The organism is Chitinophaga barathri (assembly GCF_003807585.1).
GTDB lineage: Bacteria > Bacteroidota > Bacteroidia > Chitinophagales > Chitinophagaceae > Chitinophaga > Chitinophaga barathri.
The window spans coordinates 140,591-167,314 of sequence record NZ_RMBX01000010.1; the positions used below are offsets into that span (position 1 = coordinate 140,591).

The 26,724-nt window shown below is 53.1% G+C and carries 20 protein-coding genes; 9 read left to right on the forward strand and 11 right to left on the reverse strand.

The features are described from left to right. The first annotated feature begins 149 nt into the window (after positions 1 to 149). Positions 150 to 560 carry a response regulator gene (locus EG028_RS18270; protein ID WP_162946350.1) on the forward strand — a complete coding sequence of 137 codons (411 nt, stop codon included), beginning with the start codon at positions 150 to 152 and terminating at the stop codon, positions 558 to 560. 18 nt (positions 561 to 578) lie between these two features. Here the strand turns inward: EG028_RS18270 and EG028_RS18275 are convergent, their stop codons facing one another. The 3 genes from EG028_RS18275 to EG028_RS18285 form a co-directional block, all read right to left on the reverse strand. Beyond that, a complete protein-coding gene (locus EG028_RS18275; protein WP_206614406.1) occupies positions 579 to 1,157 on the reverse strand; it encodes a dihydrofolate reductase family protein in 579 nt (192 codons plus the stop codon). 208 nt (positions 1,158 to 1,365) lie between these two features. Continuing rightward, complete coding sequence (locus EG028_RS18280; RefSeq protein WP_162946352.1) at positions 1,366 to 2,412, reverse strand: serine hydrolase domain-containing protein; 1,047 nt, start codon at positions 2,410 to 2,412, stop codon at positions 1,366 to 1,368. A 45-nt stretch (positions 2,413 to 2,457) separates the two neighbouring features. Then, positions 2,458 to 4,098 carry a glycoside hydrolase family 32 protein gene (locus EG028_RS18285; protein WP_120515777.1) on the reverse strand — a complete coding sequence of 547 codons (1,641 nt, stop codon included), beginning with the start codon at positions 4,096 to 4,098 and terminating at the stop codon, positions 2,458 to 2,460. Positions 4,099 to 4,335: 237 nt separating this feature from the next. On the opposite strand from EG028_RS18285, the gene EG028_RS18290 reads away from it, so the two are divergent. Next, positions 4,336 to 5,802: a hypothetical protein gene (locus EG028_RS18290; RefSeq protein ID WP_120515778.1), complete on the forward strand. Its 1,467-nt coding sequence runs from the start codon at positions 4,336 to 4,338 to the stop codon at positions 5,800 to 5,802. A 306-nt stretch (positions 5,803 to 6,108) separates the two neighbouring features. Here the strand turns inward: EG028_RS18290 and EG028_RS18295 are convergent, their stop codons facing one another. Further along, positions 6,109 to 6,789, reverse strand: a complete 681-nt coding sequence (locus EG028_RS18295; RefSeq protein ID WP_120515779.1) for a LytR/AlgR family response regulator transcription factor — start codon at positions 6,787 to 6,789, stop codon at positions 6,109 to 6,111. 3 nt (positions 6,790 to 6,792) lie between these two features. Beyond that, entirely contained in the window at positions 6,793 to 7,788 is a 996-nt protein-coding gene (locus EG028_RS18300; RefSeq protein ID WP_120515780.1) for a sensor histidine kinase, read from the reverse strand. Positions 7,789 to 7,964: 176 nt separating this feature from the next. On the opposite strand from EG028_RS18300, the gene EG028_RS18305 reads away from it, so the two are divergent. After that, positions 7,965 to 8,381: a nuclear transport factor 2 family protein gene (locus EG028_RS18305; RefSeq protein ID WP_120515781.1), complete on the forward strand. Its 417-nt coding sequence runs from the start codon at positions 7,965 to 7,967 to the stop codon at positions 8,379 to 8,381. 57 nt (positions 8,382 to 8,438) lie between these two features. On the opposite strand, the gene EG028_RS18310 is transcribed toward EG028_RS18305, so the two are convergent. Next, positions 8,439 to 9,458, reverse strand: a complete 1,020-nt coding sequence (locus EG028_RS18310) for an alpha/beta fold hydrolase (protein ID WP_162946354.1) — start codon at positions 9,456 to 9,458, stop codon at positions 8,439 to 8,441. A 48-nt stretch (positions 9,459 to 9,506) separates the two neighbouring features. Between EG028_RS18310 and EG028_RS18315 the strand changes: the two genes are divergently transcribed. From EG028_RS18315 to xrtN, 4 genes are all read left to right on the forward strand, one after another. Beyond that, positions 9,507 to 10,040 carry a GNAT family N-acetyltransferase gene (locus tag EG028_RS18315; protein ID WP_120515783.1) on the forward strand — a complete coding sequence of 178 codons (534 nt, stop codon included), beginning with the start codon at positions 9,507 to 9,509 and terminating at the stop codon, positions 10,038 to 10,040. 388 nt (positions 10,041 to 10,428) lie between these two features. Then, positions 10,429 to 11,799 carry an alpha-L-fucosidase gene (locus tag EG028_RS18320; RefSeq protein ID WP_120515784.1) on the forward strand — a complete coding sequence of 457 codons (1,371 nt, stop codon included), beginning with the start codon at positions 10,429 to 10,431 and terminating at the stop codon, positions 11,797 to 11,799. 114 nt (positions 11,800 to 11,913) lie between these two features. After that, a complete protein-coding gene (locus EG028_RS18325) occupies positions 11,914 to 14,502 on the forward strand; it encodes an XrtN system VIT domain-containing protein (protein ID WP_123864711.1) in 2,589 nt (862 codons plus the stop codon). After that, a complete protein-coding gene (xrtN, locus tag EG028_RS18330; RefSeq protein WP_162946356.1) occupies positions 14,481 to 15,815 on the forward strand; it encodes an exosortase N in 1,335 nt (444 codons plus the stop codon). Before EG028_RS18325 ends, xrtN begins: the two co-directional genes overlap by 22 nt. A 3-nt stretch (positions 15,816 to 15,818) precedes the next feature. On the opposite strand, the gene EG028_RS18335 is transcribed toward xrtN, so the two are convergent. After that, positions 15,819 to 16,598 (reverse strand): M90 family metallopeptidase, encoded by a 780-nt coding sequence (locus EG028_RS18335; protein ID WP_120515787.1) that lies wholly within the window; start codon positions 16,596 to 16,598, stop codon positions 15,819 to 15,821. An 81-nt stretch (positions 16,599 to 16,679) separates the two neighbouring features. Here EG028_RS18335 and EG028_RS18340 point away from each other — a divergent pair, with 81 nt between their 5' ends. Beyond that, the gene (locus EG028_RS18340; protein WP_120515788.1) at positions 16,680 to 19,112 is read left to right on the forward strand and encodes an AsmA family protein; all 2,433 of its coding nucleotides are present in this window, start codon (positions 16,680 to 16,682) and stop codon (positions 19,110 to 19,112) included. 119 nt (positions 19,113 to 19,231) lie between these two features. After that, complete coding sequence (locus tag EG028_RS18345) at positions 19,232 to 19,816, forward strand: type 1 glutamine amidotransferase domain-containing protein (protein ID WP_120515789.1); 585 nt, start codon at positions 19,232 to 19,234, stop codon at positions 19,814 to 19,816. Between the two features lie 110 nt (positions 19,817 to 19,926). Here the strand turns inward: EG028_RS18345 and EG028_RS18350 are convergent, their stop codons facing one another. Genes EG028_RS18350 through EG028_RS18365 form a run of 4 tightly spaced genes read right to left on the reverse strand, consistent with a single transcriptional unit; the run spans position 19,927 to position 26,666 of the window. Next, positions 19,927 to 21,039, reverse strand: a complete 1,113-nt coding sequence (locus EG028_RS18350; RefSeq protein ID WP_206614407.1) for a cytochrome-c peroxidase — start codon at positions 21,037 to 21,039, stop codon at positions 19,927 to 19,929. Between the two features lie 38 nt (positions 21,040 to 21,077). After that, positions 21,078 to 22,616: a DUF6850 family outer membrane beta-barrel protein gene (locus EG028_RS18355; RefSeq protein ID WP_120515791.1), complete on the reverse strand. Its 1,539-nt coding sequence runs from the start codon at positions 22,614 to 22,616 to the stop codon at positions 21,078 to 21,080. Continuing rightward, positions 22,616 to 23,914 carry a DUF4876 domain-containing protein gene (locus EG028_RS18360; RefSeq protein WP_120515792.1) on the reverse strand — a complete coding sequence of 433 codons (1,299 nt, stop codon included), beginning with the start codon at positions 23,912 to 23,914 and terminating at the stop codon, positions 22,616 to 22,618. Before EG028_RS18360 ends, EG028_RS18355 begins: the two co-directional genes overlap by 1 nt. 10 nt (positions 23,915 to 23,924) lie before the next feature. Next, the gene (locus EG028_RS18365; protein WP_123864712.1) at positions 23,925 to 26,666 is read right to left on the reverse strand and encodes a TonB-dependent receptor; all 2,742 of its coding nucleotides are present in this window, start codon (positions 26,664 to 26,666) and stop codon (positions 23,925 to 23,927) included. Positions 26,667 to 26,724 lie beyond the last annotated feature (58 nt).

Sequence of the window (26,724 nt, forward strand, 5' to 3'; positions counted from 1 at the left end):
TGACATCCCGGTGCGATCAGAAAGGTGCGGACAACCGCACCTTTTTTTGTTACAGAATGCCCTACCGGGGGCGGCTAAGTTTTTCGCCCGGTTTCGGGGCAAACAACTTCGTATTTTTTGTATTTTGCGTCAGGTCGAAATCATTACATATGCCTAAGAACGGCTTGATTTTATACTCTTCTATTTTGTTGTTGGAAGATGATCCCGACGATTGCAGCATGTTCCGCGACATCATCAACGGCCTGGACGAAAGTTCACAGATTGAAGTCCGGGTGGCGAAAAATGGAGCAGAGGGGCTTTCCCTGATCAAACAGAAGATACCGGACATTATATTTTCCGATGTGAATATGCCGGTAATGGATGGTTTCCAGTTTGCGCTGGCGATTTATGACAGTTTTCCGTCGCTGAAGGTCCCTATTGTTTTTATGTCCACCGCGGACCTGAAAAAGGATATGGCTTATGCTGAAATGCTGAACGTCGTGCATTACATCCGGAAGCCGGAGACGGTGGCGCAACTGGAGGAGGAAGTAATTCAGGCGCTTAGAACGCAGTTTATATAAAGCTGCCAAAAGATGTGCTTATGCGGGCGGGATATGATGCCTGTTTGTTTTATACGTCTGCAACACCACTCCCGATTTATAACCTTTTGTTTCCACCAGTGTCAGGCGGTGTTTTCCCGCGATATCCTGAAACAGGGGTTTGCCATTTCCCAGGATCACCGGGTGTACCGCAAGCCTGTATTCGTCGATCAGATCCAGGTTCAGCAAGGTTGTTACCAATTTTGCGCCGCCGTACAACCAGATGTTTTTACCGGGCTGTTGTTTGATCTCCAGGACCCTTTCCCGGATATTCGAGTTGATAAAAATGGCGCCGGTGCCGTCACCGGTCTTTGTTGTTGAAAAGACATACTTTGTTTTGCTGTGCATCAGTTTGTACGCATCCCTGATCTTCTTCCCGGCAGTGTCATCGGGGCGGGTATTGCCCCATTTATCATAGCTCACACGGCCATAAAAGATCGCATCCTTATCACTCAGGATATCGTTGAGGATATCTCCGAAATCAACATCAGGGTCCCGTACAAGCCAGTCAAGCTCGCCGTTGGGGCCTTCAATAAGGCCGTCCAATGAGATGGCCAGGTTTAAAATGATCTGTCTCATCTGTATGTTGCCACTAATGCCATGCCAACCTGAAATTACAGCGATAAATGACCGGTTACCTTCCTGAACAAATCGATGCCCTACGTTGTTGGAGTAACCGATATAGTATATGTTATGTATGATCGTCTATGTATGACTATTAGGAAGGGCCGGATTATTCCGGCCTTTTGTTATTGACTGTTGTTCACCCATGCGCCGCAGGGGTTCGTTAACGATAGGCGGGAAGGATATATTTCACCAGCATGTCAAAGGCCTGTTTGGCCATCCGGTTCCCGTAATTGCCTTGTGTAAAAACCACCACCAGATCCAGTTCCTTCAAAATAATAATATATTGCCCGCCATTGCCCGATGCAAATATTGTCTTGTACCGGAAATCTTTTGTTTTGACCAGTTCATTGTACCAGTAAAATCCATAGGTGGTGGGTTGTGGAATACCAACAGCGGACCGGCTGACGGCCATAAATGAAGATCCGGGAATTGGAATGGTGGCCGTTGTCGACAATTTCAGCCATTGTTCGGATACAATGCGTTTCCCCTTCCACATCCCGTTGTTCAGCACCAATTGGCCGATCTTGAGCATATCGCCGGGAAGCAGGTAGAACGAGCCCCCGGTCATGGCATTCCCGGCAGGGTCGAGCGTCCATCTGTACCGGGTGATGTTTAGCGGGGCGAACAGGTATTTCGCCGCAAAGTCCATAACTGACATGCCGCTGGCTTTTTTGAGAACGCCGCTCAGTATCATCGGATCGCAGGAAGTGTAAGCCCAGATTTTTCCCGGGTCATCTTTCATCGGCAGCTTTTCTAAAGCGTATTGAACCCAATCCGCCGTCTTATCCATCATGGATTCACAATCCCTTCCACGGTCCGTCCACTCGTCGCAATCAAAACCCGCACGCATCTCCAGCAGGTGCCGGATCGTAATTTTTCTTTTCCTTGGATCGCTGCTGAAAGCAGTGTCCTCCGGGAAAAATGTATACACGGGGGTATCGATATCCCTGATAAAACCTTTATCCACCGCGATCCCCACCAGCAGGCTGGCAACGGATTTGAAGGAAGAACGGCTGTCGTGCAGGGAGTCCGCGTGATAACCATTAAAGTATTGTTCGTATTCAATCGTCCCGTTTCGGGAGACAAGGATACTGTGCATGTTTTTATATTCCTGCTGAACGATGGCCTGATTCATCTCATCCGGAAGTGGCTTTTTCTGCTGAGCAAGACTGTTCCCCGGAAAAGAAAATATCATGATCACTGCCATACCGGGTAATAAAAAGCGGTAGTTCATAATTGTAAATGATAAACATTATTGCCAGATAGACTTTACGTTAAAAACCTCCAGCGAGGTCACGGTAATATTATTCCCCCAAAACTTAAACCCTTCCCGGTTGCCGTTCCCGGGCTTCCTTTCCATGGAATAGGAAAAAGCGCCTCCGTCAATAAACACCTCTATGGAGGACCGGTCTATGTAGATGTCCGCCGTAAGTTCCATGCTGGTAGGGTCCTGAGGGGAATAGAACATGCCGTTCAGCATATTGAAGTTCATGTCGTACCCGATCAGGCGCTGGCCGTAAAGGTTCAGGCCGGCTTCTGTGGCGTGGGAGAGACGGATAGTGGCGCGGATGCGCAGCCGGTCCGCCTGGCTGAATGCGGCCAGGTGCCGGTCCGCTTCATTTGCCGTTAATCCTGTCCACTTCCCGGCGGCGGCGAACAGCTGCTCCGTTTCCTTCACCGGTGCGCTGAACAGGCGGATGCCGTCTTTGGTAGTGCGCAGCGTAAGCGTGGTGGGCAGCAGCATCATGTTGTTAAAAGGCATGCCCTGTTGCGGGATCCGTCCCCAGCCGATCTGTATCCTGCGGCCGTCAGACTCCGGGATGTTGTTGAAGGTCTGGGCGGCATAGATGGACCCGGCGGAAAAATAGTACTTCCCGCTTTCGGGTGTAAAGGTCTTGCCGTTGAAAGAACCGGTCATATAGGTATTGGAAGCGCCGTATATCACCCATTTCTTTTTTGCGGGGTTGCCGTCTACCGGCAGTTCAAAGAGATCCGGGCATTCCCAGAAGCCGGTGATATGGCTTTCGTAGGCCCAGTCCTTCAGGTTGCGGGAGGTATAGATGGAATGGCCGTCGCGTTCGTTTAGCACCATCACCCAGTGTTTGCCGGGTGCGTACCAGAACACTCTCGGGTCGCGGGTGTCTTTACTGTTCCATTTGGCTTTGGAATCTATGACGGGGTTCCCGCTGTATTTGCTCCAGGTACGGCCTTTGTCCAGGCTGTAAGCCACGCATTGTACCTGTTTGTCCGGGCTGTCCGCCGTGTACAGCGCTACCATTGCGGGATTACCGGGCTTGCCAAAGCCGGAGGTATTGTCGTAATCGATGATGGCGGAGCCGGAGAACATCGTGCCGGTTTTATCCGGGTGCAGGGCCACCGGCAGTTCTTCCCAATGTAGAAGGTCTTTGCTCACGGCATGCCCCCAGGACATATTCTCCCATTCCCGTTCAAAGGGATTGTGCTGGTAAAAAAGATGATATTCTCCTTCATAGAACACCAGGCCGTTGGGGTCGTTGATCCAGCCGCGGCGGGTGGAGAAATGATATTGCGGGCGCCGTTGTTCCCGGTAGAGGGAATCCTGCCCGGCTATCCGGTCGCCCTGGTAAAGGTGGCGAAGGCCTTCGCCGCTGCCTTCGTAGCTGATCCTGATCTTCTTCCCCTGGTAGGCGCTCATGTCTGAGAATACCCAGTACTCAGGCCTGGGGCTCAGCCTGATCAGGAACCGCTGCGTTTCCAGGCCGTCCGCCTGGTAAGACATATAGGCTCTTTGCTGCTGCTGCGATACCGGGAGGTTGAGATAACGTTTTGTAATGGTGATCGTGGTGTCCGCCGCACCGGCGTAGCGCACGGTGGCACAGCAGAGGAACATGATCAATGGGAGTATCTTTTGCATATCGTGAGTTTCGTGATGACCGTCCGCCCGGGCTATTGAAACGGACTGTTCTCCCAAGATAATCCTCTTCAAAGAATAATTCACCTGTCACTTGCATTTATCCCCGCCGCCCGTTATATTGCAATAGCTTGTTTCGTGAAGACCCTGTAACCCGTGTTTATACCCGACCTGTTGTAAGAGAGCCCTGTGCCTGATCCCTTGTCCATCTATTCATTACCAATACTTTAAAATCCACTTATGAAGTTAAGATCACCCCTTGCCATCCTGCTGCTATTGCTGCTTGCCGGAGCGGGTACTTTCCTGGCCTGCCGGAAAGACGCCGCAAAGTCGGAACAGGCGGAAAAGACACCTTTGTTCAACGAAAAGATTGCCCGCAAACATTTCTACAAATCCGTACGCCCCGCCATGGAAAAAGTAACGGTGGCGCCGGGGCAAAAAGCGCCTAAGCTGTACCCGAAATGGGATTTGGCTCAAGTGTATATTTCCGGCGATTACCAGATCGTGGAAGTGCCCGTATACTGGGAAAACCGGTTGCTGATCACCACCCGCAGAACCACCATAAAGGATACCGCGGTAAGGGTAATGCCCTCGATGGCGGACATGGGGAATTTCAACCGCCTGGTGATGTACATGGACAAACAAGGCCGGATCACCCAGCGCGTGGTATCTTATCTGCCCGATTCCGCGTATATGTCCCGGCATCACAACGATGCCAGTCATAACACGCTCAACAAACTGGACAAGGATTTTTCCGGTGAGCTCATTCACCGCAACCTGCAGGGCGAGCCTTTTAAATTCCTGAAAGTACAGGAAGGGAAAGTGAGAACGGTGCAGAGCTACAACAAAGCCCGGGCGGCCGCGCGTAAAAACAATCCCGATGCAAGATGGGAAGAACGATGTACACTCGTGGATACCAAGGAAACCTGGAGCCAGATGTGTACGATCGCAACGGTGGACGAGCCGGATGGGGAGCCCAATTGCGGCGACTGGGTACTGGTGGAAGTGATCGAAATTTATGAATGCGAACAGGTATGGATAAACGATGATCCATGCTGGATCAACCCCGCCGGCCCCGGCTGCCCTGGCGCGGACGGCGGCCCCGAACCGCAGGAACCGGACCCCAATGATTACCAGACACAACGCACCCTGCGGCATTACCCTGCTATCTGGCCGATCCTGAACCTCAACGTGTACCTGTATCCCTTCAATACCAATTCCGGCGGCAAACTGATCGTATACGCGGATCAGCCGGTTGCGGGCTCCAGGGTGGGGGTGAACGGCTACAACATGGGGCATACCTATATTTCCTTTGAACAGGTTATAAATGGCAACACGATACGCAGAACCATGGGGTATTATCCCACTACGACGGTAACCAACAGCAACATCACTTCCCCGGGCCAGTTCGGCAACGATATGGGCCAGGAATATGATGTAAAACTGGAAGTGGACGTTCCCGGCTGGCAGTTGCAATCGCTCTTCAACACGTTGTATTATGCAGTGGGGCTTGATTTTCACATGGACACCTACAACTGCACGACCGTGGCCATTGAAGTGCTGAACGATGCGGGTATAATGATACCTTATTCCACCAGCCTCTGGTACGCCGGCGGCGGCTGCAACCCGGGGGCACTGGGAGAAGACATGAAATCTTTCAGCGGAGTATCCGCCGTGCCCGGCGTGATCCCTGTAAACGAAAACTGATAAGACACAGGACTGGCCTTGTTTGTGGCGTCGTTGTGAAAAGGTCGTCATTGCGAGGAGCAGCCGGGGATCTGTGCAGGAGCCGCGACGAAGCAATCTCCATATCCTGGTGTACCTCCATTCGATGGAGGAGATTGCTTCGTCGCCCCGCCCACTTTACCGCTGCTGCTCCTCGCAATGACGGGCTTTGCGTTAGCCTGCGGTACTCATGTGGAGGATCAGCACCGAAGCAGGACTTTTAGTCCGGATTCCAAACCTCTGCACTGAAAGTGCAGAGGTTTTTAGTTATACAGGAGCCATATTTCCTCACAACATACTCTGCCGTATATACTCCAGGAACGAAGCCCGGTATTTATCCGTGATCGGGATGCGCTGACCCGGCATATGTACATGATTGTCCTCGATCTTCACCACATGCCGCATCTGGATGATATAGGAATGATGTATCCTGAAAAAGCCCGGTCCCAGGCTGTCTTCCAGGTCCTTCATCCTTTTGTACACGATATGTTTTTCCGTGAGCGTATGTATCGTTACATAATCCCTCGCGCCTTCGATGTAGGTCACTTCCGGGAAGGATATCTTCACGATCGTTTTACCGCTTTTGATGAACAGCGGCGGCTCCGGAACTTCTTCTTCAATTCTTGGGTATTTTTCCACGGCCTGCAGGAACCGTTCGAAGGTAATGGGCTTCAGCAGGTAATCCAGCGCATTGCGGTTGTAACTTTCCACGGCATATTCGGAATAGGCCGTGGTGAATATGATCCTGCGGGTGGGCGGCAGGATGGCGGCCAGCTGCATGCCGGTGAGCTGTGGCATATTGATATCCAGCAGCAGCAGATCGGCGGGGGAGTGGCTCAGGTGCTCCAGGGCTTCCACCACGTTGTAACACTTACCCGCCAGCGTGAGGTAAGGCACCTGGCGCACGTAGGCTTCCAGCAGTTCTACCGCATATGGTTCGTCATCTACAATCAGGCAACTGATCTGCATGAATTAATATTTTAACGGAATGTCTATCCCCGCATGGTAATAACCGTTTTCCCGCGCCGCCGTGAGCTGAATGCCATCCAGGTAACGGAGGCGTTTGCGGAGGTTTTGCAGGCCGTTGCCGCCGTTCAGCACCGGGGCTGCGGCCAGTTTGTTACGCACCCTGAAACTGAGCACGCCGTCCTGTATTTCCAGGCGGAGAGAAGCCTCGTTGTCCGTACGCAGCTGATCGATGCCGTGTTTGAACACGTTTTCCACGAGCGGGATAAACAGCATCGGGGGCACGGAAAGATCGCCGGGTATCTCGCATTGTTCAAAACGGATGTCTATCTGGTGCCGCATTCTGATCCGTTCCAGTTCAATGTAGTTGTTCAGGAAGTCGATCTCCGTTTGCAGCAATACTTTTTCTTTCGGCGCCTCTTCCACAAAATACCGCATCAGCTCGGCCAGCCGGGCGATCAGGCCGGGAGTGAGGTCGGATTTGATATAAGCGAGGTAATAGATATTGTTGAGCGAATTGAACAGGAAATGCGGCTGCACCTGTGCTTTCAGCAGGTTCAGCTCCGCCGTGCGGTGCTGGTGGCGGAGGGCTTCCTGGTGGCGCCGCAGCTGCACATAATCCAGCGCAATACGGTAAAGCGAACCGAAAAAGAAAGCGATCACCAGCGTGATACCGGAAAAGGTAAAGTGACCGGCCGTCCAGGTATAAAATACATTGATGCCGCCCAGGAAAAGCCTTTCAAGCCCCATTCTGAGGGCCAGCATGGCGGTGAAAAAGAGAAACGAATACAACACATACCGGCGGCCGGAATAACGGGGATAAAGCCAGTGGCTGTTCCCGTACACGATCAGTGCATAACAGGCTACGCTGATGGTGACGCTGAGGATGGCGGGTATCCACTCGCCGTCCCATTTGTAAATGGAATAAGCGATCATAAACGCATAAAAGAGCGTCCATATCCCGATCTGTAACCATACCTGCCGCGGCGCCACATTTTTCATATCCTAATGTACGAATTCAGCGGCAGGCAGCCCCCGTTTTTTAGACAATCCAGCCTGTTTCTTCGACGGTTCCCGGGGGTGCATCCCCATTGCCTTAACGCTGCGGCTGTTTGCCGAAATCGTTTCTGCGGGCTTGTTTTTAAAGCCAATTTCGGGGGGAAATAAAAACACCTGTTATGAAACATTTTCTTTTACCGGTATGGTTCCTTCTTATTTGCGGCGCCGCTTCCGCCCAGTCCGACGAGGCGGGTGTAAAAACCACGCTGGAAAATTACATGTCGGGCAAAGCGGAGCGGATGCAGCTGGCTTTCCATCCTTCCGCGTATATGAAGTATGTGGAACGGCAGACCGGCGTTTTTAAAGACGTGCCCATCGCCTTGTTCCTGGAGCGGGTAAAAGCAAACGAAAGCAAGGCGCAGCCGCATACGCAGAAGCGGATCGTGTCCATGCACGTCAAAGGCGATGCGGCGCAGGCACAGATCGAGATAGACGGTTCTGAACTGGTGATGACGGATTATATGAACCTGCTGAAGATAAACGGGGAGTGGAAGATCGTGAGTAAGATATTCACCGCTGAGGTGAAGACCGACTGAAAGCCCGGAACCACGGTTCCGGGCTTACCTGATATCGTAACGGCGGGATGCCGTGTCTTATTTGCGTTTTACATTAAAAGCGATGATCTCCTGGATCAGCTGCGTACGTCCTTTTTCCGGGCGGTCCAGGAACACGTGATGCGAACCTTCGGGCAGCGTCACGAATTGTTTTTTGGGTGTGTTGGCCAGCCGCAACTGTAAGGCCAGCAGGTCTTCCGGGCGGCTCCAGTTGTCATTTGCGCCACGGATGTACAGGATGGGCACCCTGATCTCCTTGGCATGCCACTGGCCCCTGCCTTGCGCGGTGTAAAACGCTTCCGCGCGGTAGCCGCCGGGCACGGCCAGGATGCTGTCCTCATAAAAACCAACGGCGGTGGCCGCATACAGTTCCGCCAGCGCGGGGTCGCGCCATTTGGATTTATCGGCGTCGGGAATGCTTTTGTTCCAGCTTTCCAGCAGCTGCGTTTTGCTGGCTTTTCTATATACGTGTGTGGACGCGTAATTGAACTGCGAGGTATCCAGCGGGCTGCGGAAGGCATCGGTGAAATCCCAGGGAGCTTTTTCGTTGTACAGGCTGTTCAGCATGATGAGCGCCGCCACGCGGTTCGGGTAAATGCAGGCGTAATATCCCATCCACTGGCCGCCGGTAGCCCATCCGAAAAGCGTGATCTGTTTGGTTTTGGTCCTTTCGCGGATAAAATCCACCACGGCGTCTATATCATGAGATACTTCCACGGAGGAGGCCGCGATGGTCCAGCGTTTGAGCGTATCGTAATCGGGGCAGGTGGAAGTTTCCCACCCACGGGCATCCATGATAAATACGTGCTGGCCTTGTTTAACGAGGTCTTCGGCGAGGGAACCGCCCGCCACCGGCAGGTCAAAGGAAGCGACCGCACCGGATCCGCCGCCGTGCAGCAGCAGGATGGGGGGCTTGCGGCTGCGTTTGCGCCCGGTGATCTCCCGCACGAATATCCGCACGCCGGGGTCACTGGCTATCATAAAATCTTCACGTTTGATCGTTTGCCCGCTGGCAAGTTCAGCAAATAATAAGGGTAAGACGAACAAGGTTTTCCACATAATTTTTCCAGAAGGTTCCGTTGCAAAAATAGCATAAATTACGGTCATATGACGGAACCATCTGTAAGACGGGCGCAGGAAGCGGACCTGCCCGCCTTATCCATGCTGGAACAGCAAACTTTCCGCGATACATTCAGCAACGTGTACGACCCGCGGGACCTCGAGGAATTCCTCTCCACCAAAAAGAACCTGGCCGCGATACAGGACACTTTTAACCAACCGGGTACGCTCTATTTTATACTCAGCCACGAAGGTGAAGACGCCGGTTTTCTGCAACTGAACCTGCACCGCCAGCCGGATAACGGCACACTGCTGCCCGAGCCGGTGATGGAGCTGGAGAAAATTTATGTATTGCCCGCATACTTCGGTAAAGGTTTTGGTAAAATACTCATGGACCATGCGTTGAAGATTGCCAGGGATAATTTCGTGCGTACGTTATGGTTAGGCGTATGGGAAAATAACCACCGTGCAAAAGCCTTTTATCAGAAAGAAGGATTTACCCCCTTCGGTGAACATAGTTTTACCGTAGGCCGGCAAACGGACCGGGACCTGCTGCTGGCAAAAGTGCTCCAGGGTGTATAAAGGTCAACCGGGTAGCCTACTGACATCCTGCTGACATTCCCAACTAAATCACTAGACTAATAACCCTTCATCATGGCCGGTTTCCCGGCATTCCTACTGACATCCTCCTGCCATCCTTCGGTGATCCTTCGGTTGGCTTCGGTCGTGGTACGGGTTTGAGGGTGTTTCACCGAAGGATCACCGAACGATCACCGAAGGATGACCGAAGGTTTATCAGGCAAGCAGGGGAGAAGAGTACCGGCCTGAGGGGCGATTTACGCCACCGGGAACCCGGGAGAGGAGCTTTGGGTAAAAAACTACCAAGATTGGTGAAAAACCTCGTAACGGCAGCCTCTGTTTTGTCGGAACTTGGTGAAACTGCAAACGATTGCATTTAAAAAGAAATTCCATGAGAAAAATTGCCTGTCTGCTGGCGGTGCTTCTTGCCGCCCAGTCCTTATCAGCACAACAATCGAACGATGAAAGAATGAAATGGTGGAGGGAAGCGCGCTTCGGCATGTTTATCCACTGGGGCGTATACGCCGTTCCCGCCGGGACCTACAAAGGGTATCCCATGGCGCGTGGCGGCGGCGAATGGATCATGAACCGAAGCAAAATACCCGTGGCCGAATACCAGGGTTACGCCAAACAGTTTAATCCCGTTAAATACAATGCGGAAGAATGGGTGAAAATGGCGAAGGACGCGGGGATGAAATACATCGTGATCACAGCCAAACACCACGACGGCTTTGCGCTGTTCAATTCCAAAGCCAGCAAATGGGACATTACGGATGCCACGCCTTACGGCAGAGACCTCCTGAAACCCCTGGCGGAAGCCTGCAAAAAACAAGGCATCAAACTGGGCTTTTATTATTCCCAGGCGCAGGACTGGAACAATCCCGGCGGCTCCGCCGCGCGTAAAGACATGCGCGAAGGCTGGCCCAATCCCGATTCCGCGAAGATCGACGCATACACCAAAGATCATCGCGGCCATTGGGACCCCGCACAGGAAACAAAAACATTTGACCAGTACATCCACGATGTAGCGGCGCCCCAGGTAAAAGAACTGCTCACCAATTACGGCGAAGTAGCCGTGCTCTGGTGGGACACGCCGACCAACATGACGGACGAGGCCGCCAAACAGCTCCAGGAGCCGCTGGCGATACAGCCGAACATTATTACCAACGACCGCCTCAAACGCCCGAACTTCCCCGGCGATTACAAAACGCCGGAGCAGAAAATTCCCAACCTCAGCGAACTGGATGGCCGTGACTGGGAAACCTGCATGACCATGAACGGTACCTGGGGCTTCAAAAGCTACGACCATAAATGGAAGTCTGTGGAAACGCTGGTGCGCAACCTGGTGGACATTGCGTCCAAAGGTGGCAACTACCTGCTGAACGTAGGGCCCACCGCGGAAGGCGAATTTCCGGCGGAAAGCATCCGGAGCCTGAAAGGCATAGGAGCGTGGATGAAAGTGAACGGAGAGGCGATCTATGGCACCAAAGGCAGCCCACTGAAGCCGCAAAGCTGGGGCCGTGTGACCCGCAAACAGGATGGCGGTAATACCGTGCTGTACCTGTCTGTGTTCGAATGGCCGGCAAACGGCTCGCTGGAAGTGGCGGGGCTGAACAAAAAGATTAAGAACGCCTCGGTGATCGGTACAAACGCTGCTGTAAAATTCAGCAACGGCGGTGATAACACCATGTTCACCGTACCGGCAAAAGGCACGAATGATATCGCCACGGTGATAAAAGTTGAACTGGACGGAATTTTATAATTCAGTTGGTTTGTTCGGAAAATTGATTTTACTTTGTAACTCAAAGTGAAAGAAGGGGAGTCAGATCCCCTTCTTTTTCGCCTCTTTACTTTGAAACACAAAGTACTTTTAAATATGGAACTACGACCTAAACTTACGAATCCCGCTTACCTCGTTTACCTCGTGGTGCTGATCCTCAGCCTGCTTGTGCTTTTTATTGGTCAAACCTTTACGGGGATCAATGACGACAACCAGCTCGGCCTGGCCTTTGTCCATTATGTGGCTGCCTGCCTGGCCCTCTTTTGTTTATTCGCGAACAGGGAGGAAGGGAAGGACCTGTTTGTGATCGTCTGCCTGATGTTCTTCGTGAGTTGTTACGCGCTGAACCGTTTTATGAATGTCTTTAATTCCACCACGCCCTGGTTCGCCGTTTATCTCATCATCACGTCCCTGAGCCTGCTGATGTTCCGGTACATGCACTATCTCCCGGGCTGGGCGCGTGCAGCCACTGGTTTTGTAGCCGGGCTGGCCCTGCTGGCCTACGTTTACCTGGCCGTATACCTGTTCCCTCTTTACCCTGTGAGCATTCCCGGGCTGATCGCGCTCGGCCTTTCCATCCATACGTTTGTGCCCGCCGTACTTTGTTATGTGACCTCCCGCAACCTGATCCGCCACCGTTTGTGGAAAACCGGTATTGTCGGTTTCGCTGCCGGCTTGCTGGTGGTGATTGTTTTCAGCCTTACGTACAACCGCCACGTCAATCAGCTGACACGTATTTACAACCGCCAGCAGGTGAGGGGCGACGGCCGGCTGCCCGCCTGGATAGAGGCTGCGCAGCAACTGGATAATGGTTTTGTGATGGAACGGGTGTTAAAAACAGGCATCGTGTACCTGGAAGGGGAACGGGAGTTCTTTTCATTCCGTGGGCTGCCTTCACGCAACTGGGGGAATTCCCTGGAGCACGACCCGCTGGTGACCATCGCCTCTCTTGTTTCTCCCAAAGCCGCAGCACTGCCGGAAGAGCGCATAAAAATACTGGAAACGATGTATGACAAACGCCACGAAGGAGAAGAACGCCTGTGGTCCGGCCATGCGTTGTACACCAGTTATGTAAGCACACAGGTAAAGATCTGGCCGGAGCTGCATCTTGCCTATACGGAGAAGGCGCTGACCGTTACCAATACCGAACGCTGGGGCAACCAGGAGGCGATTTACACCTTCCAGTTGCCCGAAGGGGGAGTAGTGACTTCCCTGTCCCTCTGGATCAATGGTAAGGAGGAAAAGGCCATTCTCACCACCAGGGAAAAGGCCGATACTGCTTACCGTACCATCGTAGGCGTTGAAAGACGTGACCCCTCCGTAGTGCGCTGGCAGGAAGGCAACCGCGTATCGGTGCGTGTATTCCCTGTAGGGGCAAACGATACGAGGATGTTCCGCATCGGGGTGACGGCGCCGCTGAGCGCTGTGAATGACCGGCTTCAATACGACAATATCACTTTCCAGGGCCCGCCCAACCGTTTTACAACCGAAGACATTTCCATCGCGTTGGAAGGCAATGCGGACGGTTTTACGCCGCCGCCCGGTTTCAGGCGCGCGGGCAATGCCTGGGAGCGCGAAGGCCGTTATGATGCTCACTGGCATTTGCAGCTGGACAGCAGCCCTATTATACCGAATACATTTACTTTCAACGGAAGGTCCTTCAGCATTGAACCGTACAAGCTGCAACGCAGCCCTGTACAAACGGACGTGATCTACCTTGACGTCAATTCCGCATGGAGCCATGCTGAATTCAGCGAAGCGGTAAGGCTCGCCGGCACAAGGGCGGTGAAAGTCCCGCTCGGCGGTCAGCTGCTGAACGTTACCGCGAAAAATAAAGACGAACTGTTTGAAGAATTGCACAGCCAGCGCTTCAGCCTGTTCCCCCTGCAAAATATCACGGACCCGGAGCACGCGCTGCTGATCACGAAAAACCCGCCGGCATCGCCGTCTCTCCGGGACCTGGAAGGCAGTCTTTTCCGGGAAGAGCTGGCCGCTTACCTTGCGAATAATGCGCTGCCGAAGATCAGGCTGATGAACCTTGGCGGGAATACGCTTTCGCCTTACCTCAGGGCGCTGAAGGAATCCCGCGTATTCCGTTATGAACAGGGCGGGCTATTGCAGCTGAATGTGCTGCTCACCACGAATACGTTTGCCGGAGACACCGAGACGGAAAACCGCGTGGTGATAGACCAGGCGCAGGCCGCGATTGTTCAGACGTATGACAGCGCGGTAGTGGTACAGGAAGCTGCTGCTGCCATACGCGACACCGTTACCACCGCCGCTCCGCCCGCCGCTCCGGCGCCTGGTAAAAAAGATACGCCGGGAGTCACGGCCGGCAAACCGCTCAGCAACGCGCCCGATCACCTGATGCGCATCTTCGCCTACAATCATATCCTCCGCGAAACGGGCAAAGGCCTCATCACTGCCTCCGAAGGGCAGGAAAAACTGGTGGATGTTGCCCGCGAGGCCTACGTCGTGTCTCCGCTCAGCAGCCTGGTGGTGCTGGAAACACAGCATGACTATGACCGTTTTGGTATCAAAGACGAAGGAGAGAGCCTGAAGAACGCTTCCCTGCAATCAAAAGGCGCCGTTCCCGAACCGCACGAATGGGCGCTCATCGTCATAGCCCTTTTATCCCTTACCTGGCTTATTTATCAACGCAAATGGAAACCTGCAAACGTTTAATTCCCGCCATTCTGATCACCGGCGTGTACCTGTGCATTGTGCTGTATGCACTGCCCGGGTACCTCGCCTGGAACTCTGCGGGTTTCCTGCTGGGGCTGCTGGCCGTGCCCATTGCCACGGTCAGCAATCCGCTCCAGCGCCGCAGCCTTCGTTTTTATTACGCCGCGCTGGCCGTATGCGTGCTCGCCTGGATCATCCCGGTGAAGACCTTTCTTTTTACCGCGCTCGTGCTGGCCTTGTGTTTTGTGGCGGATAGTGTGTTCGGCAAGATCAACGGGCTGCCTGTTGTTGCCATGTTGCTGATGTCCCCTTTGTTTTCTTATATCACCAATATCTTCACGTTCCCCATCCGGCTGGAACTGACGGCCGTGGCGGGCAAAGCGCTTCAGCTCACGGGTGCCCCGGTGGCGGTGGAAGGCAATTCCATCCTGCTGGGCGGCAACAGCTTTTCCGTGGATGCGGCCTGTATGGGGCTGAGTATGATGGTTACCTCTCTGCTGTGCGGCATTATGTTGCTGGGATATAGCCAGCGCAAAGAAGGGCTGTATGTGCCCTGGCCAAAGATCGTGCTGCTGCTGGGGTTTATTTTTGCGGTGAATGTGGTCAGCAATCTTTTCCGCATCATCCTGCTGGTGCAGTTTAATATACCGCCCGGTGATGTGATGCATGATATAACAGGCATTCTTTGCCTGGTGGTGTATGTGATGCTGCCGTTGGTATGGATCTGCGCCCGGCTGGTGAAACGTTACGGCAAACCCCGCGTATTCAGCGCGCCTAAAGAAAAACTGCATATCTCCATGCTGGTGCAGTCGCACCTTTGCCTGGCGGCCTGCGTGTTTATGGTGGCGTATAAGATATCCAAACCCATGGAAACGTTTCCTGCCGGCGAGGAACCGCCGGTTGTAAGCGGTTACCGCGTCACACCCATGAACGGCGATATGATGAAACTGGAGAATTCCTCCGTGCTGGTATACATCAAATCCATCCCGGACTTTTATTACACAGATCATCACCCCACGATCTGCTGGCAGGGGAGCGGGTATACTTTCAAAAAGGTGCGCGAAAGCGGCATGGCGGGCTGTACGGTCTATACCGGCCTGCTGGAAAAAGGAGCGGAACGGCTCTACACCGCATGGTGGTATGATAACGGGGAAGTACAAACGATATCACAACTTGCCTGGCGCTGGGAAGCCCTGCTCAACAGAAGCCGTTTTGCCATCGTGAATGTAACGGCGGGCAACGCCCGCGCATTGGAAAAGGAAGTGACGCAACTGCTGGAAAAAGGCGCGGTGAAAAAGTGTATGATACCCTGACGTTTATCCCTGCCGCGCCGCGGGGTCCTGCCGGAATATCTGGCTCAGCAGCCGGTACAGCTCCGGGTGATGCTGCGACATGGTATCAGGTTTTTCGAAGAAATATTCGGATACCACCGCGAGAAATTCACTTTCATTCATGGCCGCATAAGGATTGATATCCGAATGCCCGCTTTCGATCCGCCTGATCTCTTCATGCATCACTTTCAGCCAGGGCAGGGAATAACTATGCTGTATCAGGCTGGAGGGCATGCCATCCACCGTGCCGTCCGTTTTGTCCACCAGGTGCACGAACTCATGTATCGCGGTGTTGCTGCTGCCGGCGTGTTCTGAAAAACCGTTGCGCAGGGCGGACTGCGACAGGAGCATTTGCCCGTTCAGATGACCGGTGCCTACCATCCCCAGGATGTTGCGGCGGTCCCCCTCAAACTGGTATTTTTCATCGAACGTATCCGGGTAAAGGATCACATTGGTGAGATTGCGGTATTTCCAGCCGGGAAAGGCAAAGATGGGTATCACTGCGCTGGATGCGATCAGCACCTTATCAAGATCTTCCACATCCGCACCCACCCCCTCGATGGTCGTATGACCGAGGAATTCCTTTACCTCCGCGGCAAAGCGGGCTTTTTCCTCTTCACTCAGCTGGCGGTAATAACGTACATTCTTTTCCAGCAGGCCTGTAATATCCACCGGCACAAATCCGGGTTTCTGTTTCTTAGGACGGTAAAACCACCAGAACAGGAAGGCGATCACCACAATGGGTATGATAATTGGTAACATCATCTCTAAGATCGGATTAATTTGTCAATTCAACATTTTGACTGTTTTAATTGTTTAACTTAAAGATGATCAATAAATTAGCCCATGCCCCGTTGGTTACGTATCACACTTATCACTTCCGGAAGCCTCCTTGTACTGGTAATCATACTCTGGTTTGTACTGGCCCTGGTTGTGCGCGGCCGCAAGGCGGAAATCCTTGCTGAGATCACCAGCCAGCTCAGCGAACGCATCAGCGGGAACCTGGAGATACAGGACATGGAGCCCTCTCTCATCCGTTCCTTCCCCAACATATCCGTTACCCTCAAAAATGTATCGCTGAAAGACAGCCTGTACGCCACGCATAAACACGCGCTGCTGGACGTAGAGGAAGTATATGTAAAAGTGAACACCTTCGCGCTGCTCCGCAAAAAAGTGGACATCCGGGAGGTAAGCCTCAAAGACGGGAAAATATTCCTCTACACAGACGGTTCCGGTTACACGAACACTTACCTGCTCAAAGGGAAACAACCCGCCAAACCCGCCACGGGAAAGTCTCCCACGATCCGGCGCATCATCATGGAAAACATGAAGTTCACCATGGAGAACCACATCAAACTCAAACTCTTCAATTTCGATATACGCAACCTGCGCGCCGAAATGGATTTTGACGGCTCCGGCTGGCAGGCGAAAGTGAACCTTGAAACATTCATCAACGACCTCCAGTTTAATACCACCAAAGGCAGCTACGCGAAACAAAAACTGCTGAAAGCGGACATCGGCGTACAGTTCACCCGGGAGAATAAAACACTTCGGATCCCGCAGCAGGACTTCCGGTTCGACGGGCAGCCCGTAAAGATCGGCGGCGAATTTAACTTCTCGCAGCAGCCCGCGCTGTTTGCCATCAATATCAACGGCAACCAGCTTCCATTCCGATTCGCAACATCGCTCGTGACGCCTAATATTGCCACCAAGCTGGACAGTATTGACTTTGAAAAACCGATCGACGTGACCGCGATTATCCGCGGGCGTATGAAATTCAGGGATACGCCTTATGTGAAAGTGAACTGGGCGGTGAAGGACAATGTGCTGGATGGCAAAGCCTTACGGCTGGAAGTCGTGAATTTTACCGGTGAGTTCTTTAACGAAGTACAGCCCGGGCTGGGGCACAACAATGCCAATTCGCGGCTGAGCATCCGGCAGTTTTCCGCTTTGTACGACAGCATTCCCATCAAAGCGGACACTATCCGTGTGATCAATCTCGAACATCCGGTGCTCACCGGGCGTTTTAAATCCTCTTTCCCGCTGACGCGGCTCACCAATGCCATCAGCCCGGAGCTGTTCCGGTTCACCGCCGGCCAGGCCCTGGTGGACCTGGATTATGCGGGCACCTGGAACCAGAAAGATACGATACCCGGTTACCTGCGGGGGACCATACAGCTGAAAGACGGCGCGTTCACCTACGTGCCGCGCAACCAGGCTTTTCATACCTGTCATGCCACGCTGGACTTTGCGGGGGAGGACCTGTATTTCCGTAATATCAGCCTGCAATCCGGCTCCAGCAGCGTGCAGATGGAAGGCAGCATGAAAAACATCCTGAACCTGTATTTTGCCGCGCCGGACAAGGTACAGATAGAGTGGTCCGTGCGCAGTCCGCTGATCAATATCAACGAGTTTCAAACTTTTTTTACCAAAAGGCAAAAAAAAGTGACTGTTCAACAGGCGCGGAAAAACAAACAGAAAACGAGCCGCGTGATGAAACAACTGGAAGTGGTATTGGAGCAGTGCAGCGTGAATATGGACATGACGGTGGAAAAGATCCGCTATAAAAATTTCAACGCCGGCAATGTAAAAGCAAACCTCCGCATGGACCAGCAGGGCATCGCGCTCAGCAATGGAGCGTTGCAGGCGGCAGGGGGGCATATGAACCTGAACGGGAATATCCGTCATAACGGGAACGATGAGAAGTTCACCGTAAAAGCGGACATCCGGCAGGTGCAGGTGGACCAGCTTTTCCAGGGCTTTGGTAATTTCGGGCAGGATGGGGTGACGGCCAAAAACATCCGGGGCGTGTTTTCCGCTACGGCCAATGTAACCGGTAACATGAAAGATGACGCCACGGTGAAACCTCACACGATGTACGGCACGGTGGCCTTTACACTGAACAAGGGCGCGCTGGTGAATTTTGAGCCGCTGATGAATGTGGGCAAATTTGTGTTCCGCAAACGGGACATGAGCAATATCACTTTCGAGAAGATACAGAACACGCTTGATATCAAGGGAAACAAGATCTACATCCACCCGATGCTGATCGCCTCCAGCGTGCTGAACGTGGAGATCGAAGGCGTGTATGGCATCCCCAAAGGCACGGACATCAAACTGCGCGTGCCGCTGCGCAATCCCAAAAAAGACGAGCTGGTGACTGATGGGGAAGAGCTGGACAAACGCCGTAAATCCGGCATTGTGATCAACCTTCACGCGGTGGACGGAGAAGATGGCAAGGTGAAATTGAAGCTCGGAAAAGGAGACAAGGGAGAGTAACCCCGTATTGAGTAAATAAATCCCCGCTGGTTTGCCGTCATTGGATCAATGCCGTTGTTGTTTCGGCACGGACCCGTTTTTGCTGCATGTCGGGTATTGTCTCATCTAAAACAACCATCATGAAACAGCAATCTCTGAAGGACAAAAAGGTGGCCGTATTGGTAACGGACGGCTTCGAGGAATCTGAATTCACCCAACCGGTGGAAGCGTTGAAGGAAGCGGGCGCGGAAGTGACGGTGGTGTCTCTCAGGAGCGGCATGATCAAATCATGGGCGGAGAAAAACTGGGGAAAAGAATATAAAGTGGATGCAATGGTAAAAGACGTAAGCTCAGGAGATTTTGACGCGCTGGTATTGCCGGGCGGCGTGATCAACCCGGACAAGCTCCGGATGGACAAAGACGCGGTGGCTTTCGTAAGCGGTTTTGCGGACGAAGCCAAACCTATCGCCGCCATCTGTCACGGCCCCTGGACGCTGATAGAAACAGGCGTACTGGAAGGCAGAAAAGTGACCTCATGGCCTTCGCTCAAAACAGACCTGATCAACGCAGGGGCTAAGTGGGTGGATGAAGAAGTAGTGGTGGACAATGGCATTGTAACCAGCCGTAATCCCGGTGATCTTCCCGCGTTCTGTAAAAAGATGATCGAAGAGATCGGCGAAGGGCAGCATTTGTCAAGGACACGCGGCGTGCACCAGTTGGGTTAAACAAACTTTGATACAAACAATTATTCCGGAAGTTTCGGCCGGCTGATGCTGTTCAGCCGGCTTTTTTTGTGCTGTGCTGAGAAAGGTGCGGGGCTGCTGCCGCTGCTGTTTTATTGCGGAAGCTCCGGCCTGCTGATGCGGTAAGAAGTAGTGCTGATGGCATGCAGGAATGCGACCAGCGCTTCCTTTTCATGCGGCGTGAGGCCCAGCGGACGGAGGATGGAACTGGTGACCGGGTATAGCGGGTCTTTTTCTTCCTCCGGTGTTTTTTTCCTGCGCGGATGGCCGCCGCCCGCGTTGTAGATGTTGATCACGCCTTCCAGGTCGTCGAAGAGGCCTACGTGCATGTAAGGGCGGGTGATCACCACGTCGCGGAGGCCGGGCGTTTTGAACTTGCCCACGTCCTGCGGCTGGTGTGTAACGTTATAAAGACCAAGGTCTTCGTATTTTCTTTTGTAGTAAGTAAGCCCGATATTATGAAACTGGTTGTCCGTGAAAAGCGGGCCGTTGTGGCAATTCATACAGCGGGCTTTTGTGCGGAATATATGCAGCCCTTCGATCTCCAGGTCGCTCAGGGATTTTTCACGGCCCTGGAGAAAAGCATCGAAGCGGGAGGAGCGGCTTTGGATGGTGCGCTGGAAAGTAGCCAGGGCAGTAGCTATTTCCTGTCCGGTGATCTTTTGGGTGCCGAACACTTTGGTGAATTCCTTTTTGTAACCGGGGATGGCGGAGAGTTTGGCGGGCAGTTTGTCCACACCCTGGTGCATTTCCACCTCGTTGCCGATGGGTGAGAGCGCTTGTTCCTCGAGTGTTTTTACGCGCCCGTCCCAGAACAGGGGCGTGGTGGCCCAGACGTTCAGCAGGGTGGGCACATTCCTTTCGCCGGTACGGTGGTCGTGGCCTACGGCGGTGGAGCGCCCGTTTGTCCAGCCCAGTTCGGGTTCATGGCAGCTGCCGCAGGATATCTGGTTGGAGCCGGAAAGGCGGGGATCGAAGAACAGCTGTTTGCCCAGCTCGGCTACAGCTTTCTGGCTGCTGTCCGCCGCTACGGGAGAGTTCGGGCGGAGGCCCAGCTCTTTCCATACGATATTGCTGTCTATATCAGGCTTTGGCCACTGCGCGGTGGGGCGCGTGTACAGCTGCCTCAGGCTGTCCGCATAACCGGTGGGTACCGGCCGGGTGTTCCAGCTGATGGTGCTTCCTGCCAATGCGACTAATGCCAATGATACCGTAATTAAAAGTTGCTTCCCGTTTGCCATTCCTAAAAATAAAACTGCAAGTTACAATTTATGTAGAACCTGTTTCCCTGCGGGTCAAACTTTGCGTTTGCCGCGGGAGGAGTATTTGTATTCACTGCGTGCATAATGCCCGATTCCAGGGAGAATTCGGCCTGTGCGCTGCTTTTCAGCTGGTGCAGCCAGCCTATGCGGGCCGCCGCTGTAAGGGCGGATTCCTGGTAATACCTCACTTCCGGCAGCGCGATGTTCCTGGTAAAGAAGTTCATCTGGCTGGCCGGTACATGGAGTTTGGAGCCCACATCCGCGCGGCCGCCGGCCCGCAGCATGGCGGTTACGGCATTCAGCTCATTCACAGGGAAGGCTTGTTCCCGCTGGATATACCCTTCGATGTACGATGCCTGGAAAGTATGTTCGGTAGCGCCGTCCAGCTTCTGGAAGTCGGTGAAGGCGATATTGCCGAGCCAGCCGTTTTTGACCATGGCGCTTTTGTAGCGGTAGAGGCTGAGGGTGGCGGTGTAAAAATGTTTCTGGTAACGGTAGTTGTTGCCGCCCAGCGAATCGTTCTGGTCGTGGCCTTTGGTGTTCAGGCCTTCCAGCTGCAGCATGGCTTTGCGGTTGCCGGGGAGGGAGCGGAGCCAGGTGAAGCGGGCGGAGAGGTCGGTTGAGAAGTATTTGCCCACAGCCATGTAGGCGACATCGCCTGATTTGGCTGACTGCCTGGTGCTGTCCCGCTGGTATTTGTACCCCGCTTCAATGCGGAAATCGTTTGGCCCGGACTGGTACCATGCATTCAGGCCACCTCCGTAATAGTTGAAATGCCGGTGCATGAATTTGTTTGGTGCAAATGAAACCGTACCATATCCCAGCATATTATAGAACTGAAGATCTTTATCCGCCTGGTCCTGTGCGGCTGAAAAGTCCACCGTCGTCTTTTCGTAGCCATACCCGTATTGACCTTTGAAGGCAGCGCCTGCTTTGGAAGAGAATTTCCAGCCAAGGTTGGCTTCAAAGCCCAGCAGGTAATTGGAATGGCCTGCCACGGGCATTACATCCCGTGCTGCATCACCTACCTGGTAATTGATACCAAGGCCCACCAGCAGATGATCGTTGATGGTGGTAGCCGCCTTTCCTGAAAGATGATAATCTGCGGTTTGCAGGCTGCCTGCCCTTTCTGTCGCAATATAATAGGGATTGGCGCTGAGAGGATCGAGACGTTGCGTCCACGAAACACTGTCCTGCCACTGCCTGCGGTAGCTAAAAGCGCCGTAAAGGTGGATATTCTTCAGTACCGTCTGGCCCTCGGTGGAGGCCTTCAGACCGCGGATGCGATCTGCCTGCTGCGGTAACCGGAAGTCCCCGCTTTCGTATACGCCTTCGAGTTGTACCCGGTTCAGCATCGACTGTGGGTTGAACAGCAGGTCTGCCGGTGAGCTGACATATGACCTGAATACTGCGTTCTCCTGTGCGGAGGGGCGGTTTAGCCCTTCTTTCGATTGTGCGGCAACTTGTTGGCCGGCTGCGGCGAGTACCAGGATCGTTGTATATATGATTTGCCTGCGCATTAGAATTCTTTCGGTTTAGCGGGAGAGATCAGCTGGAAGTCAGCTGTTGAATTGTTGGTGTCCTGTAAGATGATACGTCCGTCCACGGTACGCAACTGTTTCCTGATCAGTGCCTGTGAGGAATATTGATTCAGGATGCTGACAAAGCCGGCGTCCAGGTTGGCATTCAGCTTTTTGGGGCCGCGCCTTGCAGGTGTAAAATGGAGGCAGTCAACGGCATCCAGTACGAGGGAGTCCGGCACCTGGAAATGATAGGTGGTTTTGGTATTGATCACGGTGAACTCGGGGCTGGGATACTTTTTCAGTGGCTCCAGGGGCATGCGGAAGAGTACATAGGCATCACGGCCCTGGATGTCCAGGATCATGTCTTTGCCCTGTTTCTGGATATTGATCATATCCGTCACCTCGGGGTTGTTGATGTCCGATGCAAGCCCGTCGCCGAAGAACACTTCAAATTCCGCACGGCTGAGATCCACCGTGAGGGACGGGTCTTCCGGTGTTATGACGGTGCCGTTCGGATTGGTGTAAGGCGCCTTATGGTTTTGAGCGTTTTGTGCCAGCAGGATGCTTTTTCCGGGAGCTACGGGATACTGGTTACCATTCCCGGGGAATTGGTACAGGCTCTCGGTGTATACGTAAGTTCCATTTGCGTCTATATCAGCGGGCATGCCGATGGATTTCTGCCAGTTGAGCCTGCCGTCTTCAAACAACCAGGAAGGGAGCGGCTTGGGGATTACATTAGATACAGTGCCCTTGAGCTGGGCAAAACAAAGCCCGTCTGCATAAAGCGTATCGGCCGAGTTATTATATATTTCCACGAACTGGTCGCGGAGGCTGGCGCCTTTTTGAATGCTGGAGCCGGAGTAATAGAGTTGTTTGATGATGAGCGCGCCGGAACGGCCTGTTTTAAGCACCATTTCAACATTATTGGCCCTGGCGGTGATCCGTTTATTTGCAACGGAGGCGTTGAAGATGGATGAGTCGGGCAGCAAAATGCCGCTGAATTCGAATACCTCTTCGGCGCTGAGGGCAATGCTGGCGGAAATATCATAAGTACCCGCCGGGATATGCCTGAATTCCAGCATGCCGTCTGTATTGGTTTTTTCCATGTACAGATTGCCGGTGGTCACATCTTTAAAATGTACTTCAATTCCCCCCGCAGGCATGCCGCCGAAAGCCGGGTCGTATTTTACGCTGATGCCGACGGAAGTTGGCTTCAGGTCAGGGACGGCCGCCTGCTTGCAGGCAGCGGCAAATGACAGTGCACAGAAAAAGAGGATGGTATGTTTGAATGACATAACAGTAAGTTTAGAATTTAAGTACGATTTCACCGCCGAAGGCCGGGGCCTGGTTTAATTCTATCACAGACTGGCCGCTGGTAGCAGGATTGGGATAGGAAGGGCGGTGGTTCAGGAAGTTATTCGCATAAAAAGAAAACCTGTATTTCTTTTTGATCTCTTTGGCCAGCCGCATATGGTAGTTGGTATACACCATCGGCACTTTTGTTTTAGAGCCGCCGGTAGCGGTGCGGTCCAGGTGCGCATAGCGGGGATCAAAAATATCCTTTTCCGGGATCTCATGATAGTTGTATTGCTGGTCGAAATACCCGATCGCATAACCGGCAAGCCGCTCGGTTTCGCTTTCCATCAGCCAGAATGCCTGGATACGGAGATTCAGCAAGAGGCCGAGGGGCGCAATATGATGTGTTGTTGAAAGCGTGGAGATCATTTCCTTCGCCTCTTGCCAGCCTGTACGGTACCGGCCTATAATGGCTTCCTGGGTGAAATCGATATTATCCGGCGGCGCCACCGTCGTTCCCCCGTTGTAAGAACGGGAATGAATAAAAGAAGTAGCGAAATCGAAGGAAGTCTGGATGGCATTTATCTTTTTTGTGCTCAGGAAAACCTCAAAACCCTTGCTGGTATTGTGCATGTCGTTTGCGAGAACGTAGTGGGTAAGCGGGTATTTATTTGTACCCTGTGCCTCATAAACAGGCTGCTGACCGGCCGGGCTGCTTATCAATACATAGTTGGGCAGTACAAGCGGCGCCAGTTCGTTATTGGAAGTAAACCCGTCATTCGTCTGCTTGTAAAACACGGTCAGCGAACCGTTCAGGAAATTCTCCCTGAAGCTGATGCCGCCTTCGGCGGTGAGGGATCGGGAGCTTTTCAGATGTGTGTTCACCGGGTTCTCCACGAGCGTGTAGGTCAGATTAAGATTGCGCGCCGGATCGTTCACGTAGTGATTGATCAGCACCACGTCCCAATAAGATCTACCGGGATAGAGATATGCCATGGACGGGGCTTTGGTAGCCAGGCCGAAGGCTGCATTCACCCGCCATACACGGTTCAGGTCATAGTTGGTGGAGAGGCGCGGGGAGAAGTTCCAGTACTTGCCCTGCCTGTCGGCCCGTACGCCTATGCTGTTGCGCAAGGTGCCTCCGCCGATGCGGATGTTGAAATTATCCTGCGCATACAATCCCAGCTGTGCCAGTGATTTCTCATCACGGAAGCTCTCGGGTCTTTCACCGGCATAGGTAGAAGGTACTGTGCGCGGGCGCAGCGGGTTATACTGGCGGCCATCCCCGAAATTGTCGTCGTAAGAAAAATTGGCGCCATAGGACACCTGGTGTTCCACGTTCGCGGTGTATAACTGGAAATTACTTTCCAGCCTGGCGAATACGCTCATCGGCTTGCCGGAGATACTTTCTACTACTTTATAGTTCGCGGGCGTGAACTGGCCTTGTTTTTCTCCCGTCTGGAGATTGTCTGTCACCGGTTTTACGCCGCTGTTATAATTACTTTCGGAATAGTCTTCCTGCACGCTGTAGGCAAAGCCCAGTGTGTAGGAAATATTCCTTGCGAACTTTTTATCGATGGCGATATTACCTCTCATGGAACTGCGGAAGCCCTGGTTGCGGATGCGTACATATTGCTGGTTCACGCTTTTGGGGTCGGCTTTACCGCCGTCCAGCGTGGTGAACACATCTACGGCCACCGTATTTTTCCATATCTCGTTTTTGTCAAGGAAGCGTGTCCAGAGCACTCCTGCATTCAGGCGGTTGTAACTTTTCAGCCTGTCGCGCGGGTCGGTTACGGAGTTGATGTAATCGATGCTGGTGTTCACCATGCCGCCACGGCCACCCAGCTTAAAACCTTTGCTGGCGCTCACATTCGTGTTGCCGCTTTGGAAACGGGTGGATACATTGAGCGGGGAAACACCTGCCACGCGCTCGATCAGCACCGCTCCGTCCGTAATATCGCCGTAACGTGCCGGCGCCACGCCGCTGATCACTTCAATTTTTTCAATATTGCCTACCGCCATCTGGCGCAGGTCAAAACCATTACCGGCGCTGCTGTTCACTGAATACGTTTCGGCTTGTCCGGTGGAGGGCGGCGTAAATGAACGGATAAGACCGCTATTATTGCCGATGTTCTGCGTCTGCATGTTCCCGTTCATCGAGATAGGCACATCATCCACGTAAAATCCGATACCAAAGGCATTATTCCTTTGCGCGGAATTGCCATCCGCCACGGAACGGAGGTTCAGCGCCTGCTGGTTCTGAAGATCGGGATTCCGGATGGTCTGCCCCGGCAGCAATTGCAGCACATCCGCCAGGCTATATGCCTGTATGGATTCAATGGCGCTTCGTTCTATCACTACAGAAGAGTTGCTGAGCGTATTGCGCCCGCGCGTGGCATTCACCTCCACCTGGTCGATGGTAAGGGAAAGCGGCTGCATCTGCACGAGCTGTTCGGTTATTTTGCCCGGTTGCGGCAGGATCGTCAACCGGTACGGGCGTTTGCCGATATAATAAAGTGAAATATGAATGCTGTCCGGCTTCTCCGGATTGTAGGCGATAAAAGCCAGCCCGGCTTCATTCGTCACGCGCTGTATGTCCCATTCCTTCACGGAAATGCTCACGTAGGGCAATGGTTTGCCGGTTTCCCGGTCCGTCACCGTCAGCCGGATGCCGCTGGTATTGGTTTGAGCGTTGGCAGTAAAGAAAGCACAGACAATCAAGAGTATAGGTAATGCTAGTCGTTTCAATGGTCCCCGTTTTATTCGCCGCAAAGTTACCACATAGCCCCGCGTTAAATTTATGTGA